20 protein-coding genes and 1 tRNA gene are annotated in these 19,588 nt (G+C 32.4%); 19 read left to right on the top strand and 2 right to left on the bottom strand.

The features are described from left to right. The first annotated feature begins 3 nt into the window (after window positions 1-3). The 10 genes from AA81_RS02630 to AA81_RS02585 all read left to right on the top strand — a co-directional run bounded on the left by AA81_RS02630 (window position 4) and on the right by AA81_RS02585 (window position 9,316). Complete coding sequence (locus tag AA81_RS02630) at window positions 4-690, top strand: segregation/condensation protein A (RefSeq protein WP_146050329.1); 687 nt, start codon at window positions 4-6, stop codon at window positions 688-690. After that, window positions 683-1,219, top strand: a complete 537-nt coding sequence (locus AA81_RS02625; protein ID WP_103898099.1) for an SMC-Scp complex subunit ScpB — start codon at window positions 683-685, stop codon at window positions 1,217-1,219. Before AA81_RS02630 ends, AA81_RS02625 begins: the two co-directional genes overlap by 8 nt. Beyond that, on the top strand, window positions 1,179-1,919 hold the full coding sequence (locus tag AA81_RS02620) for a pseudouridine synthase (protein WP_245863378.1): 741 nt from the start codon (window positions 1,179-1,181) through the stop codon (window positions 1,917-1,919). The genes AA81_RS02625 and AA81_RS02620 overlap by 41 nt, the downstream gene beginning before the upstream one ends. 388 nt (window positions 1,920-2,307) lie before the next feature. Next, window positions 2,308-3,522 (top strand): hypothetical protein, encoded by a 1,215-nt coding sequence (locus tag AA81_RS02615; protein WP_103898098.1) that lies wholly within the window; start codon window positions 2,308-2,310, stop codon window positions 3,520-3,522. A gap of 189 nt (window positions 3,523-3,711) precedes the next feature. Beyond that, entirely contained in the window at window positions 3,712-4,350 is a 639-nt protein-coding gene (locus AA81_RS02610; protein ID WP_103898097.1) for a sigma-70 family RNA polymerase sigma factor, read from the top strand. Then, a complete protein-coding gene (locus AA81_RS02605; protein ID WP_103898096.1) occupies window positions 4,340-4,951 on the top strand; it encodes a hypothetical protein in 612 nt (203 codons plus the stop codon). The genes AA81_RS02610 and AA81_RS02605 overlap by 11 nt, the downstream gene beginning before the upstream one ends. 56 nt (window positions 4,952-5,007) lie before the next feature. After that, window positions 5,008-7,494, top strand: coding sequence for a leucine--tRNA ligase (gene leuS / locus AA81_RS02600; RefSeq protein ID WP_103898095.1), 2,487 nt, complete (start codon window positions 5,008-5,010; stop codon window positions 7,492-7,494). 88 nt (window positions 7,495-7,582) lie between these two features. Continuing rightward, on the top strand, window positions 7,583-8,224 hold the full coding sequence (locus AA81_RS02595) for a redox-sensing transcriptional repressor Rex (RefSeq protein ID WP_103898094.1): 642 nt from the start codon (window positions 7,583-7,585) through the stop codon (window positions 8,222-8,224). 71 nt (window positions 8,225-8,295) lie between these two features. Then, window positions 8,296-8,796, top strand: a complete 501-nt coding sequence (locus AA81_RS02590; RefSeq protein ID WP_103898093.1) for a hypothetical protein — start codon at window positions 8,296-8,298, stop codon at window positions 8,794-8,796. Next, a complete protein-coding gene (locus AA81_RS02585) occupies window positions 8,789-9,316 on the top strand; it encodes a metal-dependent hydrolase (protein WP_103898092.1) in 528 nt (175 codons plus the stop codon). The genes AA81_RS02590 and AA81_RS02585 overlap by 8 nt, the downstream gene beginning before the upstream one ends. 23 nt (window positions 9,317-9,339) lie before the next feature. On the opposite strand, the gene tsaB is transcribed toward AA81_RS02585, so the two are convergent. Both tsaB and AA81_RS14115 read right to left on the bottom strand, forming a co-directional pair. Beyond that, complete coding sequence (gene tsaB, locus AA81_RS02580; RefSeq protein WP_169999591.1) at window positions 9,340-10,002, bottom strand: tRNA (adenosine(37)-N6)-threonylcarbamoyltransferase complex dimerization subunit type 1 TsaB; 663 nt, start codon at window positions 10,000-10,002, stop codon at window positions 9,340-9,342. 1 nt (window position 10,003) lies between these two features. Beyond that, on the bottom strand, window positions 10,004-11,377 hold the full coding sequence (locus AA81_RS14115) for a tetratricopeptide repeat protein (protein WP_169999590.1): 1,374 nt from the start codon (window positions 11,375-11,377) through the stop codon (window positions 10,004-10,006). 154 nt (window positions 11,378-11,531) lie between these two features. On the opposite strand from AA81_RS14115, the gene recJ reads away from it, so the two are divergent. The 9 genes from recJ to AA81_RS02535 all read left to right on the top strand — a co-directional run bounded on the left by recJ (window position 11,532) and on the right by AA81_RS02535 (window position 19,555). Beyond that, window positions 11,532-14,636, top strand: coding sequence for a single-stranded-DNA-specific exonuclease RecJ (recJ, locus tag AA81_RS02575; protein WP_169999589.1), 3,105 nt, complete (start codon window positions 11,532-11,534; stop codon window positions 14,634-14,636). A gap of 1 nt (window position 14,637) precedes the next feature. Beyond that, on the top strand, window positions 14,638-14,910 hold the full coding sequence (locus AA81_RS02570; protein WP_103898089.1) for a putative Se/S carrier-like protein: 273 nt from the start codon (window positions 14,638-14,640) through the stop codon (window positions 14,908-14,910). Next, window positions 14,889-15,581 carry a RuvX/YqgF family protein gene (locus tag AA81_RS02565; RefSeq protein ID WP_103898088.1) on the top strand — a complete coding sequence of 231 codons (693 nt, stop codon included), beginning with the start codon at window positions 14,889-14,891 and terminating at the stop codon, window positions 15,579-15,581. The genes AA81_RS02570 and AA81_RS02565 overlap by 22 nt, the downstream gene beginning before the upstream one ends. Further along, window positions 15,572-15,643: transfer RNA gene (locus AA81_RS02560), tRNA-Arg, on the top strand. Before AA81_RS02565 ends, AA81_RS02560 begins: the two co-directional genes overlap by 10 nt. A gap of 45 nt (window positions 15,644-15,688) precedes the next feature. Continuing rightward, on the top strand, window positions 15,689-16,693 hold the full coding sequence (locus AA81_RS02555) for a rod shape-determining protein (protein ID WP_103076260.1): 1,005 nt from the start codon (window positions 15,689-15,691) through the stop codon (window positions 16,691-16,693). Window positions 16,694-16,719: 26 nt separating this feature from the next. Continuing rightward, complete coding sequence (locus AA81_RS02550; RefSeq protein WP_103078538.1) at window positions 16,720-17,442, top strand: flagellar hook-basal body protein; 723 nt, start codon at window positions 16,720-16,722, stop codon at window positions 17,440-17,442. Between the two features lie 44 nt (window positions 17,443-17,486). Next, a complete protein-coding gene (gene flgG, locus AA81_RS02545) occupies window positions 17,487-18,272 on the top strand; it encodes a flagellar basal-body rod protein FlgG (protein ID WP_103076258.1) in 786 nt (261 codons plus the stop codon). A gap of 60 nt (window positions 18,273-18,332) precedes the next feature. Continuing rightward, a complete protein-coding gene (flgA, locus tag AA81_RS02540) occupies window positions 18,333-19,271 on the top strand; it encodes a flagellar basal body P-ring formation chaperone FlgA (RefSeq protein ID WP_169999588.1) in 939 nt (312 codons plus the stop codon). Beyond that, the gene (locus AA81_RS02535; RefSeq protein WP_103898086.1) at window positions 19,268-19,555 is read left to right on the top strand and encodes a flagellar basal body L-ring protein FlgH; all 288 of its coding nucleotides are present in this window, start codon (window positions 19,268-19,270) and stop codon (window positions 19,553-19,555) included. The genes flgA and AA81_RS02535 overlap by 4 nt, the downstream gene beginning before the upstream one ends. Window positions 19,556-19,588 lie beyond the last annotated feature (33 nt).

Genomic DNA, 19,588 nt, shown 5'->3' with positions numbered 1-19,588 from the left:
CTCATAATTAACTTTAACTATGTTGATATAAAATTAGACATATTTTCTGGTCCTTTTTTTAAACTTGTTGAATTAATAAAAGAGAAAAAGATTCCTGTTAGGAAAGTATCTGTCAGTTACATCTCAGATATATTCGTAGATTACGTCAACGATAATTTTGACGACTTAAACTCCATAGGAGAATTTTTAGAATTGGCGGCTTATTTGACATTTTTGAAATCAAAAGAGCTACTTCCTAATTCCAATAAAGATAAAGAATTTAGAAAACATAGAGAGGTCATATACGAAACTATTGAAAATTATGACGTTATCAAAAAAGCTCAAGAGGTTATAAAAAAGGATTTTGGTGAAGATAAGAAAAAGCCTGTTGGAATTAAGAATAAGCCATCAATAGAAAAAGAGATTGTTGAAAATCAGCTGGTAAAGTTCTTCGATGATTACATCACCAAACAAAAAAAGCTAGAGATTATCAGAGATAGTTATCGTATAGAAGATGCAATAGAAATGCTCGAAAAAAAAGATGAATTTAATATTCTAGATCTTTACGAATATGCCCAACATAAAAAGATGAATTTTTTAGTAATGTTTTTAGCTTCCCTAATTTTGGTAAACCGTGGTTTTTTCAAATATGAAAAAGGTCTCTTTATTAAACTTAGCTCACAAAATGTTGGAAGTGATTTGAATGGCTAAAGACAAAATAGATGTAGAAATTCGAATGATAGAGGCATTAATATTCTCAAAGCCCAACGGTATATCTTTCAAAGAAATCTCCAAACGTTTAAAGATAAAAGAAGAAGAATTGAGGCATTACATAGAAGAAATAGAATTACATTATATCGGTGACCAACACGGGGTCGAATTGATAAGAAACGGGAACAAATACAGATTTGAAATAAAGCCAGAAATAAAATCTATGATCTTTCCAAATCCTCGAAAATTTGAATTAACACAAACTCAATTCGAAGTATTAGCGATACTATTTATGAATGGAGATAGTAGGGTTGTCGAGATAGAAAAGATCAGAGGCAAAAATAGTTACTATCAACTAAAGAAATTAATGGAATACGATCTGGTGAAAAAAAGCAAAAAGAAAAACCATACGTACTACCATCTTACCGAAAAATTTTACGAATTCTTACCAGATAAAACGTTGAAAAAATTGGAGGAAATGAAAAAGAATGAAGTTACAAAAGGCTCTTCAAATAATATCTCTGAGTAGAAGACATTCCTCGGAGCACATATTAACTAAAGGCGTGAAAGTCAACGGTAAATTGGTTAAAGAACCGTGGCATGAATTAAAAGAAAATGATTTCATAGAATTTAACAATAAAAAATATTATCTTTCCGAGCTACAAAAGAAAGCTGAAAACAAGGTTTATTACCTTTTAAACAAACCCAAAGGAGTCTTGTGTACTTTCAAAGACCAGTACGGTAGAAAGACAATAAATGATTTGCTAAAAGGAAAGATTGATGAAAGAGTTTTTTATGTAGGCAGGCTTGACTACGATTCAAGCGGCCTTTTGCTTCTGACAAACGATGGTGATTTAACCAATTATTTGTTAAGGCCTGAAAATAAGGTCACTAAAGTTTATGAAGTATTGGTAAAAGGTACGCCTTCAAAAAAGGAATTGCAGACTTTAGAAGAAGGTATCACGCTTGAAACCGGATATAAAACGATGAAATCCAAGGTGAAAGTTTTGAAAAAAGAAAAAGATCTATCACTTTTACAAATCAGTTTAAACGAAGGTAAAAAGAGACAGATAAAACTCATGATAAAGGCTTTAGGTTATAAAGTTATAGAATTGAAAAGAATCAAATTCGGTCCATGGAGTATTGAAGAAGTCCCTGAGCCTGGGGATATAAAATACTTGGGTGGTAGAGAAGAGGTAAGAAATAGACTTTTATCGAACTTTTCATAGGCAACAAATAAATGGGGGGAATAGAACAATGAGGACGCTAACGCGTCCTCATTGGATGGGCCGAAATATCAATCATGATGTTTCGGGGGGATGGGTATTTTTATTATAGCTAATTATTATTAAGGCTCGTATTCGAAAAAATTAAATTATTTTGCATTTTCTTGTTATTTGGAATGAAAGGGATGTATTATCAATTCAATTTTAAAAGTTTTAAAAAGAATCTAATTTGAGAAAATATGGTATAATCTGATGTTTTAAATAAATTAGAGATTTTTAGGTTTTTAAAAAATATAAACACTTTGTGGATTGGGATCGGGGCGAAGATGGGTTAAAGCAAGTTTCATAGTTTCTAAAGGTAGTATAAACACACAATAAGGAGGAGATGACTATGAAAAAAGTATTTATCGTAATGCTGTTAGTTTCTTCGTTTTCTTTGATCATTTTTTCAGAAGGATTGAGATCTTTTGATAGTAATTTGAATCCTGTTTTGTTGGAATCAATAGGCAAAAGAAATTATTTTGAAATTGAGCTTTCTCCCGATATTATGATTTATCAAAATGTTTACAAAGTAGCAGATCTTTTACCCATGTTGACTGCTAAGAATTTCACGCTTGATGTCGACGAAATGTATAATTCTTTAGGAGGAGATGATTTATTTTTTATAACAAAAGATAACGTTGAAGGACACTTTGTAGTAAACATCTTTAATCTGGGACTTGGGATTGTACTCAATGGTGATTTAAAAAGTGATTTAAGCGTACCAAACAATTTGATAGAGTTTATTGTCAACAGTGACGAAACAAGTACATCCCTAGAAGAAGGGACGATGGTGTTTAACTTAGATTCATCTTTTAAAGCAGGGGCGTACGCTTCATATAATTTCGATGGTATGTCGGTAGGATTGGTTTACAACTTGTTCTTGCCCATAGTCTACACCGAGGAATCAAATATTGAATACGAATCTTCTGAGGATATAGAAGAAGGAACAACAACGGCCCAGTTGAACATGAACGTTGACTTGTATTCTCCTTTTGACAGTGATGAGCTTGAAAATATATCCATTAACTCCGTAACAGATAAATTTTTAACCGATGCAGGACATTCCATAGATGCAGGTGTAACCTTTGGTGAGATTAAAAATCCTGTTGTGGGAATCGCGGTAAAAAACATAACGGTTAAACCTGCAAAGGTTTCTTACAAGATTCCTTATCAAGAAACGATTAGTATTTTTGGTGAAGATTCCAGTAGTTCAACACCCATGGAAGTTGAATCTGTAAATGAAACATATGCTTATCCAATGAGTGTTACCGGATTTTTTAGGATACCTGTAGTCTTTCTTGATATTATTCCATACGGGGAGTTCTATGTAGATAATCAAAAGATCGACTGGGGTGTACAAGCCAGAACTTCTCTTTTTAATTTTATACCCTTGACAGTTGGTATTGAAAATTATCATGATTATTGGAACACATTTTTAGGTTTTGGGATAGATAGCAGAATTATTGAAAGTAGAACAGAATTATCCCTTACGGCAAAGGATCTTGAAAAAATTTTCGATTTGAACGGGTTTACGTTCAAATCAAGTTTTGCAATAGGGTTTTAAAAACAAATGTTTAAAAAATTACAAAAAAGGGCGCTTAGCGCCCTTTTTTGAAAGTATTTTGCTGAATGTAGTATAATAGAAAAGAATCAATAGAGTTGAATTTTATAGTGTACTAAGCAAAGGAACTCAAACTATAAATCTTTCAGATCGTTTAAAGTCAGTAAATATCTAGTAACTGTGAGGAGCAATATGAGTAGGCATATCTATAGGCTAAGGGGAATGAATCTGGATAAACTTATAGAACTTGCACAAATAGGGGACAACCAAGCCCTAGGCATAATTCTTGAGAAATTTGAACCTATGGTAAAATCTATCGTTGGGAAGTATTATGGTACATGGCTGGAATTCGAAGACTTTTTACAAATAGGTTTGGTGGGTTTAATTCAAGCGGTATATAATTTCAGAAAAGATGCAAACGCTAAATTTTCAAGTTTTGCCTTTATGAATATTTCTTCGGAGATTAAATCTTTTGTTACCTACTTAAACAGAAATAAGCATAAAGTTTTAACAGAAGCTGTAAGTATGGAAAACACAGAAGACGAATTTACAGAAAACGCCGATTATTATATAGAAAGCGTTGATACTGAAAAGAAGGATTTTCTCAAGGAATATTTTTTATCAAAAAGTCTTGAACAGCTCGAATGCAACGAAAGGGAAATTGTTGAATTATGGATAGATGGATACTCATATCAAGAAATAGGTGATAAAATGAATGTAAATACAAAAAAAGTAGATAATACCATCCAAAAGATAAAAAAAGTTCTCTCAAGAAATATAGACGAATACAATAATATAGTGGAGATGTTTGGAGGGAAGTATGAGATTTAAGATAACTATCTTTGTTGTAAGTTTAATAGCAATAGTTTTATCCATTGTCACAGAGATTAGGGTAATAGAACTTAGGAAAGATCTTCAAAGTCAATTCAATCGATTAAATTCAACGGTGAACGAAAAATTGGAGGCTCAAGAAAAAGAGATCTCAAACCTCAATAAATATTTTGAGCCAGATGGTGTGGTTGAAAAATTCATAGTTTCAAACAATTTTTTAGAAAAAAACCTAAACGACCTGGATAAAATTATCACTAATTTAGACGAACCATCAGACGCTGGCTACATTCAGATATATATTATAGGTTCCTCCGATGTATGGGTGGCGTTTAGAAATCCAGAAGGTAGATACATCTTCCAAGGAAATTTAAAGCCAGGCTTGAATCCATACAAATTTTATTTTTTTAAAGAGCCTTCCATAGAAACTCAATATACCTACACACTTCCTTTTAACGCTTCATTTAAGAGTGGAGTCCCTGAAAATACCTTTTTTCTAATAAAAGAACCTGGTCAGTACAGACTTATTAAACATCCTGATGAAGAAATTTCGAGCATAATGAAAGATTTAAATCTCTATATTCCAACGGTTACAGGAAAATAGTCAATTGTGGTATAATTAACAAAAGAATACTTATAATAATGGAGGAATGACTATAGATGGAAAAAACTTACAACCCACAAGAGATAGAGAAAAAATGGCAAAGAAACTGGCAAGAAAAAGATGCTTTTAAAGTGTCGAATGATGAATACCCAAAAAAATATTATGATTTGGTAATGTTTCCTTATCCGTCAGGGACCCTCCATGTTGGTCATGTAAAAAACTATGTTATTGGTGACGTTATAGCTCGATACAAGAGAATGAGAGGGTATAGCGTCTTGCATCCCTTTGGTTTTGATGCGTTTGGGCTTCCTGCAGAAAATGCTGCGATAGAGAAAGGGAACATTCATCCTGAAGATTGGACCATGCAAAACATCGATATCATCAGAAATCAAATTAAAAAGTTAGGTATTAGTTATAATTGGGACAGAGAAGTTATAACGTGTAAGGAAGATTACTACAAATGGACACAATGGATTTTTTTACAATTGTATAAAAATGGGTTAGCCTACAAGAAAAAAGCACCTGTTAATTGGTGTCCAAACTGCAAAACGGTTCTTGCGAATGAACAAGTTGTTAACGGAAAATGTGAAAGATGTGGGACCGTTGTGGAAATTAAACAGTTAGAGCAATGGTATTTCAAGATAACTGACTACGCTGAAAAGCTGCTAAATGATTTGGAAAAATTGAGTGGATGGCCTGAGAATGTCAAAACAATGCAGAAAAATTGGATAGGTAAAAGTGTGGGAGCCGAAGTAGAATTTAAGCTTGATAATGGCAAAGGAAGCTTGAGAGTTTTTACTACCAGACCGGATACCTTGTGGGGAGTTACCTTTATGGCATTAGCTCCTGAATCACCACTTGTGGAAGAATTGACAACTCCAGAAAATAGTGAAAAAGTCAATCGATTTTTGCAAAAAATGAGCTTGCAAGATAGGTTTAAAAGAACCGCTGAAGGAGCTGAAAAGGAAGGAGTTTTCACTGGAAGTTACGCGATAAATCCTGTGAATGGAGAAAAGATCCCTGTTTACGTAGCGAATTATATCTTGTATGAATACGGTACTGGTGCAATTATGGCTGTTCCTGCACATGATCAAAGAGACTTTGAATTTGCGAAAAAATACGATCTTCCCATAAGAATTGTTATTACACCTGAAGATAACACGTTAACTGAAGAAAAGCTAGAAAAAGCCTACGTTGGTGAAGGAATTTTGGTAAATTCTGGAGAATTTACAGGTTTAAGCAACCAAACAGCAATTAAGAAAATCTCTCAGTGGTTAGAAGATAATAATATCGGAAAAGTTGTCACCCAGTACAAATTGAGAGATTGGCTTATATCAAGGCAAAGGTATTGGGGAGCTCCGATTCCCATTGTATATTGTGAAAAATGTGGGGTTGTTCCTGTGCCTGAAAAGGATTTGCCAGTAAAACTTCCTAGGGATGTTGAATTTGAACCAACTGGCAAAAGTCCTTTGATCGATCATCCGGATTTTAAAGAAACAACATGTCCAAAATGTGGTGGAAAAGCTAAAAGAGAAGTTGATACAATGGATACCTTTGTGGATAGCTCATGGTATTATTTGAGATATGTGAATCCAAAGCTGGAAGACAAACCTTTCAATAAAGAAGATGTAGATAATTGGTTACCTGTAGATCAGTATATAGGCGGAGTCGAACATGCAATATTACACTTACTTTATTCAAGGTTCATAACCAAAGTATTGAAAGATCTTGGTTATATTAGCTTTGATGAGCCCTTCAAAAATCTTTTCACTCAAGGTATGATATACAGGAACGGGGCTAAGATGTCTAAATCAAAAGGTAACGTTGTGTCTCCTGAAGAAATGATCGAAAAATATGGTAGCGATGCCCTAAGAACTTACATTCTTTTTATGGCTCCTCCCGAAAGGGATGCTGAATGGAATGATTCAGGCATAGAAGGAGCATACAGATTCTTAAATAGGGTTTGGAATACGTACATGAAAATACAGGATAAGATAAGTCATCTTGAAAATAAGCCAAATTATCTTTTGAAAAATAAATCTGAAAAAGATTTAAGAAGAAAGTTGCATCAAACTATTGAGAAAATAACGAGCGATATAGAAGGCAATTTTCAATTTAACACTGCAGTAAGTTCTCTTATGGAACTTTTGAATGAATTAAACTCATATCTAAATAACATGGACGAAAAAGATTGGAACCTCAACTTACTAAAAGAATTTTCTGAAGATTTTGTATTGATGTTATCTCCTATTGCACCCCACATAAGCGAAGAATTATGGAAGAATTTAGGAAAAGATGATTTTATATTTAAAGCAAGTTGGCCAAAGATCGATAAAGATGCTTTAAAAGCAGAAGAAATTACTTTAGCGGTACAAATAAATGGGAAATTGAGAGCTCAGATAACGGTTGATGTTAATTTCAACGAAGATGAAGTAAAAAGTTATGCCTTAGAAAATGATAAAGTTCAAAAATATATCTCTGGTAAAAAGATACAAAAGATTATTTATGTTCCAAGAAAAATTATAAACATAGTGGTCAAATAAGAAATAACAAATAGGAGGTGAAAAAAAGTTTTTCACCACATTGTAAATAAACAATTGCTAACACGTTGGTGAGAACTTTTTCATAAATATGAAATCACCCAAAGTGCCTAAACCCACAATAAAAAGGCTAGCAATGTACCACAGACTTTTAAAAGAGTTACGAGAGGAAGGGACGCCAAAAACCTCTTCTCATGAGATTGCTGAGGCTCTTAATATAAAGGCTTCTCAGGTTAGAAAAGATTTATCTTATTTTGGAGAGTTTGGGAAAAGAGGCGTAGGATACGATGTTGAAAATCTGTGTTTAAAGATTCAAAAGATTTTAGGAACAGAAAGAATTTGGAACGTTGCAATTATAGGGGTGGGAAATCTTGGCAGAGCTATTTCTCATTATCCTGAATTAGAAAAATACAAGTTTAAAATAGTTGCAGCGTACGATGTAGATAAAAGAAAAATTAATTCTATTTTGTTACCCGGTGTTCCAATAAAACATATTAAAGAGTTAAAAAATAAAAACAATGATCTTGGTTTTGAAATAGCTATATTAACTGTTCCTTCAAGTGTGGCTCAAGAGGTTGCGAATATATTGATAGAAGCTGGTGTAAAAGGGATATTGAATTTTGCTCCAGTGACTTTGAATTCCGATGATCGTGTTGTTATTGAGAATGTGGATTTTGTTATTTCTCTTAAAACATTAACATATGAAATAGTTAGTAAATACGCACAAATCTGATACTTGAAAACTTATGTGTTCTCAACTGATTACAATCAAAGGTAGGAAAACAGTAAGGAGGCTAATGTGTTTTGCTTAACATAAATTATCCTGTTTCTTTAGAAACGTTGAAAAAGTTAAAAAATGGTGACAATGTTCTGTATACAGGAAAAATTATATTTGTTACCCCTGAGGCTTTAAAAATACTTGAAAAGTACTATCAATTGGAAGAGGTGCCTTTATATAAATTTGTCGGAGAATTTGTCACTTGCGGAACTTTTAATTTGGCGCACGGTGAAATAAAAAACATCAATATCACAGAAATATCTGATTATTTTGATTTTTTGTTTGAAGGAGGAGCCAATTCTTTAATAGTAGATAGGTTACCCACCAAAACATTAAATCAACTGAAAAAATACAACAGGCCCATTTTTAAAACACTTTCTAAAACGATTAGTTTTTTTGATCCAAAAGTCCTTTTTTATAAAGATATTAAAAATGGCGGGATTATAGAAGTTTGGACAAAAAGACTTCCTATAGAAGTGTTAGCATTTGATGAAAAGGAGCAGATAAGAGATATAAACAATGCCTAATTTTAAAACTCACATATTAAGCGGTATTTTTGGGTTTCCTGTATTTTTTTTATTGTTCAATTTTGTTTATAGCCATTTGTTTTACGAGGTTTATTATGTTTCCACTGAGATTGTGATTTCCTATTTTCTCTTTGTTGTCGGGAGTGATTTCCCCGACATTGACCACCAAAACTCTTTTATAAACAGATTAATGAGGCTGTTTTTAATTTTTGGAAGTGTATACTATCTCTTTGAATATGATTTCTTGTATAAAGAGTATCTACCTTTTTCTTATAACCTTTCGAATTTTATTTTGATAGTTATAGGTACTTTAGTTGGATTACTTTTAGGAATAATTTTTAACAAACTATCCAAACATAGGGGATTGTGGCATTCATTTTTAACGGGTGCTATACTCTCTCTCCTCATTTACTTACTTAATTTAAAATATAGAACCCCTATAAACATACTTTACAGTTTGAGTTACTTTGTAGGTTTCTCGTTGCATATTATTTTAGATAAAAATTTTAAAACAAAATAGGCAAGTAGATATTTATCCTTGCCCTATTTTGTTTTTTCCTTTTCTAAATTTTCAACAGCTAAAGGTTTTTGAAGATAAAGAGGTTTCAAGTTTTTTACTTTTACTCTCTTTCCTTTGATAACTTCTTCAATTAGAGATTTTTCATCAATGTTCGAATAAAATACTTCATTTTCCAGTTTGTATTTGTTTTTAAAATATTCTGCTTCTTCATTTATTAAAATACAATTGTTCAAAGAATCTCTTAAAAACTCTTCAAAGACCATTTGTGGGCCAAAGATTCTTTTCCCATTTTCGTATATAGATGCATATGCGGCATTTTCTCGGGCTCTTTTCAAGACAGCCAACTTATTTTTCTTAAGATCGGGGTTGTTATTCACGGCGGAACGGTATAAAACATCAGAAGAGAAAAAGGTATAAACTTCTTTTTCTGGGTTATCTATTAAAAGCCCTTGTAAAGTAGAAATAGCTACTCTTATCCCGGTGAACGATCCGGGCCCTATATCTATGCCAAATTCATCTATGTTTTTTATATTTGTTTTTGATTCTTCTACTACTTCTTTGATCGCGTTAGCGAGGTAATTACCGGATTTATTCTCAGTCAAAGTCCTTGTATAAATATTATTCTTTTCATCTTTTAATACAACGAATATATTTTTTAGAGTAGTTGAAATTATTAAAAAATTCAAGTTATTCACCTTCTTTTGTTTTGTCTTTTAATTTTAAGGCGGTCTTATAAGCGTTGATTGATGCGTTATACTTTCCTGCAACTTCATATGATTTTGCCAAAATTAGAAAAGCCTTATAATCTTCTGGATTTTTTAAAATGAGTTTTTCTGCTAAGTGAGCAGCAAACCTACCTAATTTCAGTGTACATAAAAAGTTGATTTTTGAATACGAGGGGTACAATTCAAAATATAAGAAAATTATAAAAAGAGCACCTAAAATAGAAAGCAGAAAATAGACAAAGATTCTTCTTGCTGATGCTTCTTGTGAGTCTGTTGGTTGTTCTACCAAAGTTGCTTTGTCACTTTCTACCACAATTGGCAAGTTTTCTATTCTCGTAATATGCATTTGCAGTTTCAAAATCTCGGCATTTATTTGTTCATTGAAAGAGAATGATAAGTTTTCAAAGTTTTCATCAGCGACCGGTACTTTTTCTTGTATATTTTCTAATTTAGAATTTAAAGCTTTTAATAATGGTAAAAATATGTTGTAAAGTAATTTTTTTTCTATAGTAAGTGCCTTTAAATCCTCTCCAACTTTGTATACTTCAGATATAAAAGAAGAGAGTTCCTGTTTCTCGACAAAGAAAACCTGATCGTTCAATAAAGTTAACCTCTGTTTTAGATCAAAATAATTTTTAAGTTGAGAATATGCTACTACAGATTCATTTATTGAATTGTGTTTGTTTAAAAATGTCAGTAATTTATATGCTCCTAGGTACTTATCTTCATCGACTAGATATTTGGATTCAGAAATAAACTTTTCAAACAAGATATAATTATTAGCTGGTACAAAAACTTCAATAAACTTTTCAACATCTTCATCGAAATAAATTGGGGAAGAAAGAGAATTAATTATAGTTGTTTTGATAAATGTTTCATAGGAATTTACTTGCAAATGTTCTTTCAATCCTTCTAATTTATACAAATATTTATAATAAGATTCTTCAAAATTCCCTGTGTTAAATATGTTATTCAAAATAGGGACAATTTCAGGAAAGATGAACAGAATTTTATTGGTATCTTCCTCTGGAATGGAAAAATTGATGCCTAATACTCCCAAGTTAATACAAAAATTTTTTAGATCTTCAGAAATAATAAAGTTAGCAAAATTATAATTTCTATATTTATTAAACAAAGAGATCTTAGCTGATATTAATGAACCTGTATCAGTAATTCTAACATCACTGGGATTTTCTATAATGTACTCTAAAAAATATTCCCATGACAATTCCAGAGTTGCAGGGCTTTTTGAAAGATTTTCTATTTCTTCAAGGGTTAAAGCCCATGAAAAAATAGATAGAGTAGAAAGAAAGATTATCAATAATATATTTTTCACACAAATTGCACCTCTTCTAATTGGATTGACCCAGTCTTCAATATTATACAACAATTTAGCTTTTTTGAATCTTTACAAATCTTTCTTTAATATTTTAGTACTAATAATGTATAATATTTATAAAGAAAAAAATAAGAGAAGGGAGAAATTTAATATGGAAAGTAAATGGAAGGTTTTTTGGGACCCAAAGCGTCCTTGTTATCAAGAAAAAGAAAAAGTTGCAAAAACCTTATCTAAAGCTTTGGGAATTTCCGATTTTTTGGCGAAACTTTTAGTGTCTCGGAATATTGAAACACCAGAAGAAGGAGATAGGTTTTTAAATCATTTGGATTTGGAGAGTTTTGATCCTTATTTGATGAAAGATATGTCAAAAGCCGTAGAAATTCTCAAACAAATCAAAGAAAAAAAGGGAAAAGTGGCGATCTTCGGCGATTACGATGTTGATGGGGTGACTGCGACTTCGGTTTTGTATCTTGGTTTAAAAAAATTGGGTTATGATGTAACTTCTTACATTCCATCTAGAATAGAAGAAGGTTATAGTCTAAACGTTAAGGCTATAGCAGAGTTAAAAGGCAAAAATTATAATAATATTATTACTGTTGATTGTGGTACAACATCCATACAAGAAATTGACTATGCAAAAAGTCTTGGAATGAAAGTTATAGTTACCGATCATCATTTACCTCAAGAAAATCTTCCAAATGCAGATGCGATATTGAACCCAAAAAGAGAAGACGATGAATATCCTTTCAAAGATCTAGCAGGGGTTGGTGTAACTTTTAAATTGCTACAAGCTCTCTACAAAAGTTACGATAATTCTTTAGATCCTTTTGAATATATAGACCTTGTGGCAATGGGTACTATTGCTGATATAGTCTCGATAACCTCAGAAAACAGATATTTGGTTAAGATAGGATTGAACAAATTAAAAACCAATCCAACGAAAGGTTTAAAATATTTACTCGATGAATTGAAGATAGTTGATTCTGAGATAAATTCACGCGCCATCACTTTTAAGATTGCTCCGAAGATAAACGCTGCGGGAAGGATGTCAGACGCACACGCGGCGTTTAAATTGTTGACCGAGAAAGATGAAGAAAAATTAAAAAAAGCGGTTTCAGAATTACTCCGGCTAAATTCAAAAAGGCAAAGTACCGAAAAGGAAATCTATTTATACTCTTTAAGTTTGTTAGATTTGTACCCGGAATATAAGAAGGATCCTGTGTTGGTGTTAAGTGGTGAAGACTGGCATATGGGAGTTCTTGGAATAGTGGCTTCCAAATTGTCAAATCAATTTAATAAACCCGTTTTGATGATATCAAAAAATCAGGAAATGGGTAAAGGATCAGGAAGAAGTCCTCAGGGCATAGATTTAATGGAGCTTCTTCTCAAAGTCAGTGAAAGAGGTATTTTTGAAGAGTTCGGTGGTCATAAGTTTGCCGCAGGTTTTTCCCTTCTTTCTAAAAATATAGAAACTTTAAGAAAGGAGATTAACGCCGCTTACAAAGAGTTATACGGTGATAAAAGATTAACCTCTCAAATTGATGTGGATATGGAAATAGAAGGAATATGGGAAACGATGTTTGAAGATATAAACAGGTTAGAACCTTTTGGGTATGGTAATCAGGAGCCAGTTTTTTTAATAAGAAACGCTAAACTCGAAAACATAAGTTTCTTTCGCAATGGTTCTCAAAGTTTTTCAGGAACACTCAACAAAGATTCCTTAATCATAGATGTTTTAGGATACGATTTAGGATACAAATTAAGCGAACTAACAGAGAACAACAAAAAAGATCTATTTACAGATCTTGTCGGCACCTTTAGAATAGAGAACTCTTATAATTTAAAAAATAGTTACGTTAAATTTTACTTGCAAGATTTGAAGGTTAATGAGAGAATAAAACAAGAGGAAAATGCAAAATGGAACTTTGCATCTAATATTCTTCAGGATGAGCTGAACAAGATCATGAATGTTGAAATATTAAATGATAATTTAAGTAGAAGTAAGGTAGCAATGTTTCTTCCAAGTAAGATAAAAAATGACTCTTTACTGAAAAAAATTCAACTATCTTTGAAAAAAGATCAAAAGCTGATAATCGTTTCTGCCACAAACAGTTTATTGGAACACATCTATAAAATAATAAATACTTATTTTCCAGAGAATTTATTATATTTTAGTAAACAATATACACTCACACCAGAGCATATATCTGATTGTAGAGTGATCTTTGTCACAGTACCCAAGTTTATTAAAAATCGTGAATTGCTTGATTCTATGCAAGCTGAAATTATTATCGATGAACCTTTCTATTCATTATTCCATCCGGTAGTAAAAAAAGTTTCAGAATATCAGCAATTTAGGAAATACGCTCTTCAAAAGCCTGAAATTAGTATTTTTAGTTCTATTTACAGTGAAGAATTAAAAGAAATTTTAAAACGAGCAGGATTTAAAATTCTTATATCTTTCTCTAATAATAATTTTGAAGTGGTGAGGGAAAAAAACAATATTTTGGGGCTTTTGAAGGATTACTCAAATGAAAGAAATGGAAAAGTATTGGTTTTGAATGATTATGAGAGGCAAAAGTCTTTAGTAAGACTGCTAGATGAGAAATTACAAGTTGACGAGAACAATATAAAGCTCTTCAATCATTCAATGAGTTTTAGAGAAAAACTTATTTCCAGAGAAAAATTTAAAAATGAGAAAGCTAATTTTTATATAACCTCTTTTTCTAACAACGGTATAGCTTTTGAAGTTAAGCAGTTCTCTCCAATTTTGATAATTGTGGATGTTCCAAAGACGGACATTGAGCTTTTGGACTTGGTTTCTACATGGATGAAAAAAACTCAAAGAACAACTATCATATTGGCTTACAATAATCGGTTCAAAGTTAAATTACTTTACGAATATTCAAGAAAGTATCCATCTTTCAAGGTGTTAAAACTTGTCTACGATTTTATAGCCGACGGTCATTACAAAGTAGAAGAGATAGAAGATTCTCTTTTGAAGGGTGATAAATCGTTATCAGAAACTGTTTTAAACGTGATGGAAGATGCAAAGTTGATAAAGGTAAATGAGGAAGAAGTGGAGATATTGGATAATTTTAATCTAAAAGGTTTACGTGAAAGCTCTAATTTCAAAGAAAATATATTAGATAATTGGATATTAAAAAATTCTATCAATTTCTATGAAAATTTAGATACAAGAGAATTAATTGAATTCTTGAAAGGCAATTCCAAAGCAGGAGCAAGAAGTTTATAAAATGAATAAAGATATGAGAACAACGTTGGATCTTGATTTAGTTTTACTAAATAAAAATTATCAAATATTAGAAATAAAAGAGATGTTAGCGAAGAACGGTGTTTTTTGTAAGATTTTCCCCTCGCCCAAGTCTGTTTTACAAGCTTGTGCACCGGTTATTTGCTTTTCCTCTAGAGATAAAGAAAAAGCCATTTATATATTAGATGAAAATGGAGTTAAATATGATTTAGTTAAATTGGAGAAAGATATTATATGGGAACTATTAAGAACTTAAAAATATATGGAATCGATTATGGAACAAGAAAGTGCGGTATAGCTTTTTTAAAACAAGATATAAATATTCCTTTACCAAAGGAGACGATACCGTCAGAAAAACTGTTAGAATATTTGGTTTCGTTGGATTTAAACCATGACGATTTAATCGTGTTTGGATTACCAATTTCCATGTCTGGGAGATATTCAAAACAGAGTTTTTTAAGTATAGATGAAGCTATAAAGATAAAAGAAAGAATAGGATGCAAAATTTACTTTGTGGATGAAAGATTGACCACTTCCTCTTTGTACAGTGAGGTTAAAGGACAAGTGAGCTATAAAAAAGTAAAAAGGACCAAAGATCAAAATAGTAGTGTACTCATTCTATCCAATTTTATTCAAAGCCCAGGAAACGCCATTGCCTTGGAAGAAAGAGAGGTATATAATCTAAAAAAAGATTTTTCAAATTACAAAGATATTTTGATCTGGGATGTTCCGGTTAATAAGGAGTTTGAAAATGTTTCTATCTTTGCAAAAGATCCTTGGATATTTTGGCACTACTACAAAAAAGGATTCGAAAGTACCACTTTGATATCAGACCTAAAAGATTATTATGATTTAATTATAACAACTAAAGAAAACAGAGAGAAAATTCAAGTGAATATTGATTACAACGAATTGATGTGCCTGTAGCCTAACGGATAAAGCGTTGGACTCCGGATCCAAAGATGCGGGTTCGACTCCCGCCAGGCACATTTTTAAAATTTTAAAATCTCTTAAGAAAAAATAGGAGGTAAATTATGGCAAAATCTGATTTAGGAATAGATTTAGGAACTGCAACCTTTGTAGTATATCAGCGTGGTCAAGGGATTATCCTTGAAGAACCTTCAGTGGTAGCAGTTGATAAGAGTAAAAAAAAGATGTTGGCAATAGGAAAAGAAGCAAAAGATATGGTTGGAAAAACTCCTAGTCAAATACAAATTATTAGGCCCGTGCAGGATGGGGTTATTACGGATCCTAGCATCATAGAGGAAGTATTGAGATATTTCGTCAAAAAAGCCAAATCCAAAGGTTTTAATATGTACAAACCACGATTAATCATAGGGATACCTGCTTTAACTACAGACGTTGAAAGAAGGGCGGTTAAAGAGGCGGGGAGTAGGATTGGCGCTTCTAAAGTATTTCTTATAAGTGAACCTTTAGCCGCTGCTATAGGCAGTGGAATAGATATCACAGAACCTAATGGTCACATGGTAATCGACATAGGAGGAGGCACCACAGACTTAGCGATTTTGAGTTTGGGAGGCTGTGTCATAAGTGAAACGATAAAAGTTGCAGGTGAAGCCATGGATCAAGAAATAATTAAATATACTAAAAGAAGATATAAATTCTTGATCGGTGAAACTACCGCTGAAAGGTTAAAAATCGACATAGGCAAGGCTTTTTCTCAAGAAGAAAATCTTGAAATGGAAGTTAAAGGGCAGAATATCAAAACAGGGCTTCCTTCTAATTTAAAACTAACTTCGGACGATATTTTCTACGCAATCAAACCAATATTGAATGAAATAATAAATAAAATAAAAAATATTTTAGAAAAAACTCCTCCAGAATTAGCAGCGGATATAATGCAAAATGGACTTATAGTTGTTGGAGGGGTGGCGAGACTAAGAGGATTGGATAAATTAATATCAGAGCAAACTGGCGTAAGAACGTACATTCCGGAAGATCCACATCTTACTTGTGCAAAAGGTACAGGAATTTTGTTGGAAGACATAGAATTATTAAACAAAGTACAAGTAAATTAGAACCATCCACCACAGGAGGAAATAAAATGAGAGGAATATACAATGCAACGGCTGGTATGCTCAACTCTTTTGCTGAATTGAACTCTATTTCCAACAATTTGGCTAATCTTAACACTGTAGGTTACAAAAAGGATTTTAACCTATTTAAAAGTGTATACGAAAAAGAGATTAGATCATATCAAAATGCACAAGGAAAAGGCGAACCGATAGGGAACATTTATAGTTCGGTTGTTTTGGACGAGGTAATTCCAAATCTCGAACAAGGATCTTTAATTGAAACAAACGGAAAGTTAGATTTTGCAATAGAAGGCGACGGCTTTTTTAAAATAGAGAGAAACGGTAACTACTTTTACACACGAAATGGTGAATTTTCTCTAAGTCCTGAAAATTATCTTGTCACAAAAAGCGGTGATTACGTGTTAGATGAAGAAAATAACCCTATACTTATAAATCCAGATAATTTTTTTGTGGATGAAGAGGGTAATATATCGGGAACAAACATAAGATTAAACATCCTAAATGTAGAGAATTTGAATAAATATGGTGAAAATTATTTCACGGGTGAAGAGATAGGACAAGCAGATAACTTCTATGTGAGACAAGGATTTTTAGAGGGTTCAAACGTTGATGCTCTAAATGAGATGATTAAGATGATCGAAGCAAATAGAAAGTTTGATATTCTACAAAAAGCAGTATCAACAGGAGATTCACTCAACGCAAAGCTTATTGAAATAACTTCAAACTTTTAACTAATTTAGATAATTATAAAGATTTTTAAATGGAGGGGTAAATTATGTTAGTGTCTTTGTATAACGCTGCAACCGGTATGAATGCTGAACAAAGAAAGTTAGATATCATTTCAAACAATCTTGCAAACGTTGATACAACAGGATATAAAAAGCAAAGAGCTGAATTTCAAGATTTACTATATTCGTCTGTAAAAGAAGCCGGTACTCCAACCGCCCAAGGTTCAACCTTACCAACAGGTCTTTATGTAGGTCATGGCACACGCTTGGCTGCAACAACACGGATCTTCACATTAGGAAACATAGAGCCAACAGACAATTCTACCGACATAGCAATCATGGGAGACGGATTTTTTCAGGTTCAGATGCAAGATGGAAGTATAGCCTATACTAGAGATGGTTCTTTTAAATTGGATGCCAACGGTAGACTTACTACCAGTGATGGATTGATGGTTATTCCAAATATAGTGATTCCTCAAAATGCTGTGGGAATAAACGTTTCTCCGGATGGAATAGTAAGCGTTTCTTTGGGAGATGGAACGATTCAAAATGTAGGGAATCTCACTACTGTGAGATTTTTAAACCCTGGAGGGTTAAAACCCATAGGTAATAACTTATATTCTGAAACGCCAGCTTCCGGTAATCCAACGGAAGGGATACCTGGCCAGGATGGATTTGGAGCTTTACAACAAGGTTATTTAGAAAAATCCAACGTCGATGTCGTTAAAGAAATGGTGGATATGATAGTTGCACAAAGAGCTTACGACATTAATTCTAAAACTATCACAACCGCTGATGAAATGTTGAGAACCGTTTCAAATGTTAAGAGATAAACCGTAATCTCCCTTGAGTTTTTTTGATGATAGTTGTTAAATGACAGGGAGTTGATGACTTTGACACGATTAATCAAATTATTATTTTTTTCTCTGATTTTGTTGGTATCAACAATTGCTTTTTCAAACATGGTTTTTACTATTCCGGCAGTTATATTCAGTGAAGATTGGATTTTTTCTCTTAAAGATATATTCCCTGAAATGAAGTCAGATAGGACGATCTCTTATATAGTTAATGAGAAGATAATTTATTCTGAAAAAGAGCTTTCTAAAATTTTGTACGGTTTAATGAGTAGTTATTACAGCGATTTTGACCTTGTTTTTGAAGAAAGTACCGTTACGGTTGTATACAAAAACGATAATAAAGATATAGATGTTCAGTATATTGATTTAGAAATTTTTTTACAGCAAAAGATAAAAGAGTACGACAATTCTTTGACAGTGAATAGTATAGATCTAAAGGTTCTTCCTGAAAAGGTTTTATCGGCAGAAGTAATAAGGATCTTTCAAAGCTACGATAAGTTGTATATAAGTTTGAACGTAAAAGATGATAAAAACGATCAAAAGACACTTACAGTTATTGCTAATGTATCGAAATATGAAGAAGTACTTGTATATTCCAAAGATTTAACCAGAGGAACAATGTTGAATGAAGAATTAACAGAACCAGCTACTAAAAACGTTTTAACCATCAACAATAAACCTATAGATTTAGAATTGTTAAAATCCGGAAGTTATGAATTAACCAAAGATGTAAAAAAAGGCGAAATAGTTGATGCAACTTATTTCAGACGTATACCTGACGTTAAAGCTGGAGACATTGTAACGGTTTTAGTAGAATTTGAGGGTATCACGGTTTCTACTTTGGCGAGGGCTATGACAAATGCAAATTTTGGAGATACTTTGAGCGTTAGGAATGTTGAAAACGGGAACATAATAACCGGTAAACTAAAAGAAGGTCCAATACTTCAGGTTAGTTTAGGAGGTTCTCAAAAATGACTGATATAAAGTTATCAAAAGTTTTTATTTTTTTCTTGATTTTTCTAGTTTTAGCGAGCCTTGGTTTCTCTGAATCATTGTGGAATAAGAATGATGAAGAAGGTAATTCTATTTACAACTATAACCAGGATTTTGGGGTAGGAGATGTGGTAACCATCGTCGTTTCTGAAAATCCTTCCCTCTCTTTATCTGAAAGTATGCCTGATTATAAAAAAGCGTCTGTTGATACGGTTAACTCAGTAGTTACAATACCCACTTCAGAAATAGGTCAAAGCAACGATTAACTAAAGGTAAATTAAGTTAAGGCAAGAAGAAAA

The organism is Petrotoga halophila DSM 16923 (assembly GCF_002924615.1).
The sequence above is the reverse complement of the archived record's forward strand: the minus strand, read 5'-3'. Positions and strand labels throughout refer to the sequence as shown.

What these genes read in the sequence shown, in the direction of transcription:
- AA81_RS02625 (WP_103898099.1), top strand. Translation starts at nt 683, where the DNA reads ATGGCTAAAGACAAAATAGATGTAGAAATTCGAATGATAGAGGCATTA.
- AA81_RS02620 (WP_245863378.1), top strand. Translation starts at nt 1,179, where the DNA reads ATGAAGTTACAAAAGGCTCTTCAAATAATATCTCTGAGTAGAAGACAT.
- AA81_RS02615 (WP_103898098.1), top strand. Translation starts at nt 2,308, where the DNA reads ATGAAAAAAGTATTTATCGTAATGCTGTTAGTTTCTTCGTTTTCTTTG.
- AA81_RS02610 (WP_103898097.1), top strand. Translation starts at nt 3,712, where the DNA reads ATGAGTAGGCATATCTATAGGCTAAGGGGAATGAATCTGGATAAACTT.
- AA81_RS02605 (WP_103898096.1), top strand. Translation starts at nt 4,340, where the DNA reads ATGAGATTTAAGATAACTATCTTTGTTGTAAGTTTAATAGCAATAGTT.
- leuS (WP_103898095.1), top strand. Translation starts at nt 5,008, where the DNA reads ATGGAAAAAACTTACAACCCACAAGAGATAGAGAAAAAATGGCAAAGA.
- AA81_RS02595 (WP_103898094.1), top strand. Translation starts at nt 7,583, where the DNA reads ATGAAATCACCCAAAGTGCCTAAACCCACAATAAAAAGGCTAGCAATG.
- AA81_RS02585 (WP_103898092.1), top strand. Translation starts at nt 8,789, where the DNA reads ATGCCTAATTTTAAAACTCACATATTAAGCGGTATTTTTGGGTTTCCT.
- recJ (WP_169999589.1), top strand. Translation starts at nt 11,532, where the DNA reads ATGGAAAGTAAATGGAAGGTTTTTTGGGACCCAAAGCGTCCTTGTTAT.
- AA81_RS02570 (WP_103898089.1), top strand. Translation starts at nt 14,638, where the DNA reads ATGAATAAAGATATGAGAACAACGTTGGATCTTGATTTAGTTTTACTA.
- AA81_RS02565 (WP_103898088.1), top strand. Translation starts at nt 14,889, where the DNA reads ATGGGAACTATTAAGAACTTAAAAATATATGGAATCGATTATGGAACA.
- AA81_RS02555 (WP_103076260.1), top strand. Translation starts at nt 15,689, where the DNA reads ATGGCAAAATCTGATTTAGGAATAGATTTAGGAACTGCAACCTTTGTA.
- AA81_RS02550 (WP_103078538.1), top strand. Translation starts at nt 16,720, where the DNA reads ATGAGAGGAATATACAATGCAACGGCTGGTATGCTCAACTCTTTTGCT.
- flgG (WP_103076258.1), top strand. Translation starts at nt 17,487, where the DNA reads ATGTTAGTGTCTTTGTATAACGCTGCAACCGGTATGAATGCTGAACAA.
- AA81_RS02535 (WP_103898086.1), top strand. Translation starts at nt 19,268, where the DNA reads ATGACTGATATAAAGTTATCAAAAGTTTTTATTTTTTTCTTGATTTTT.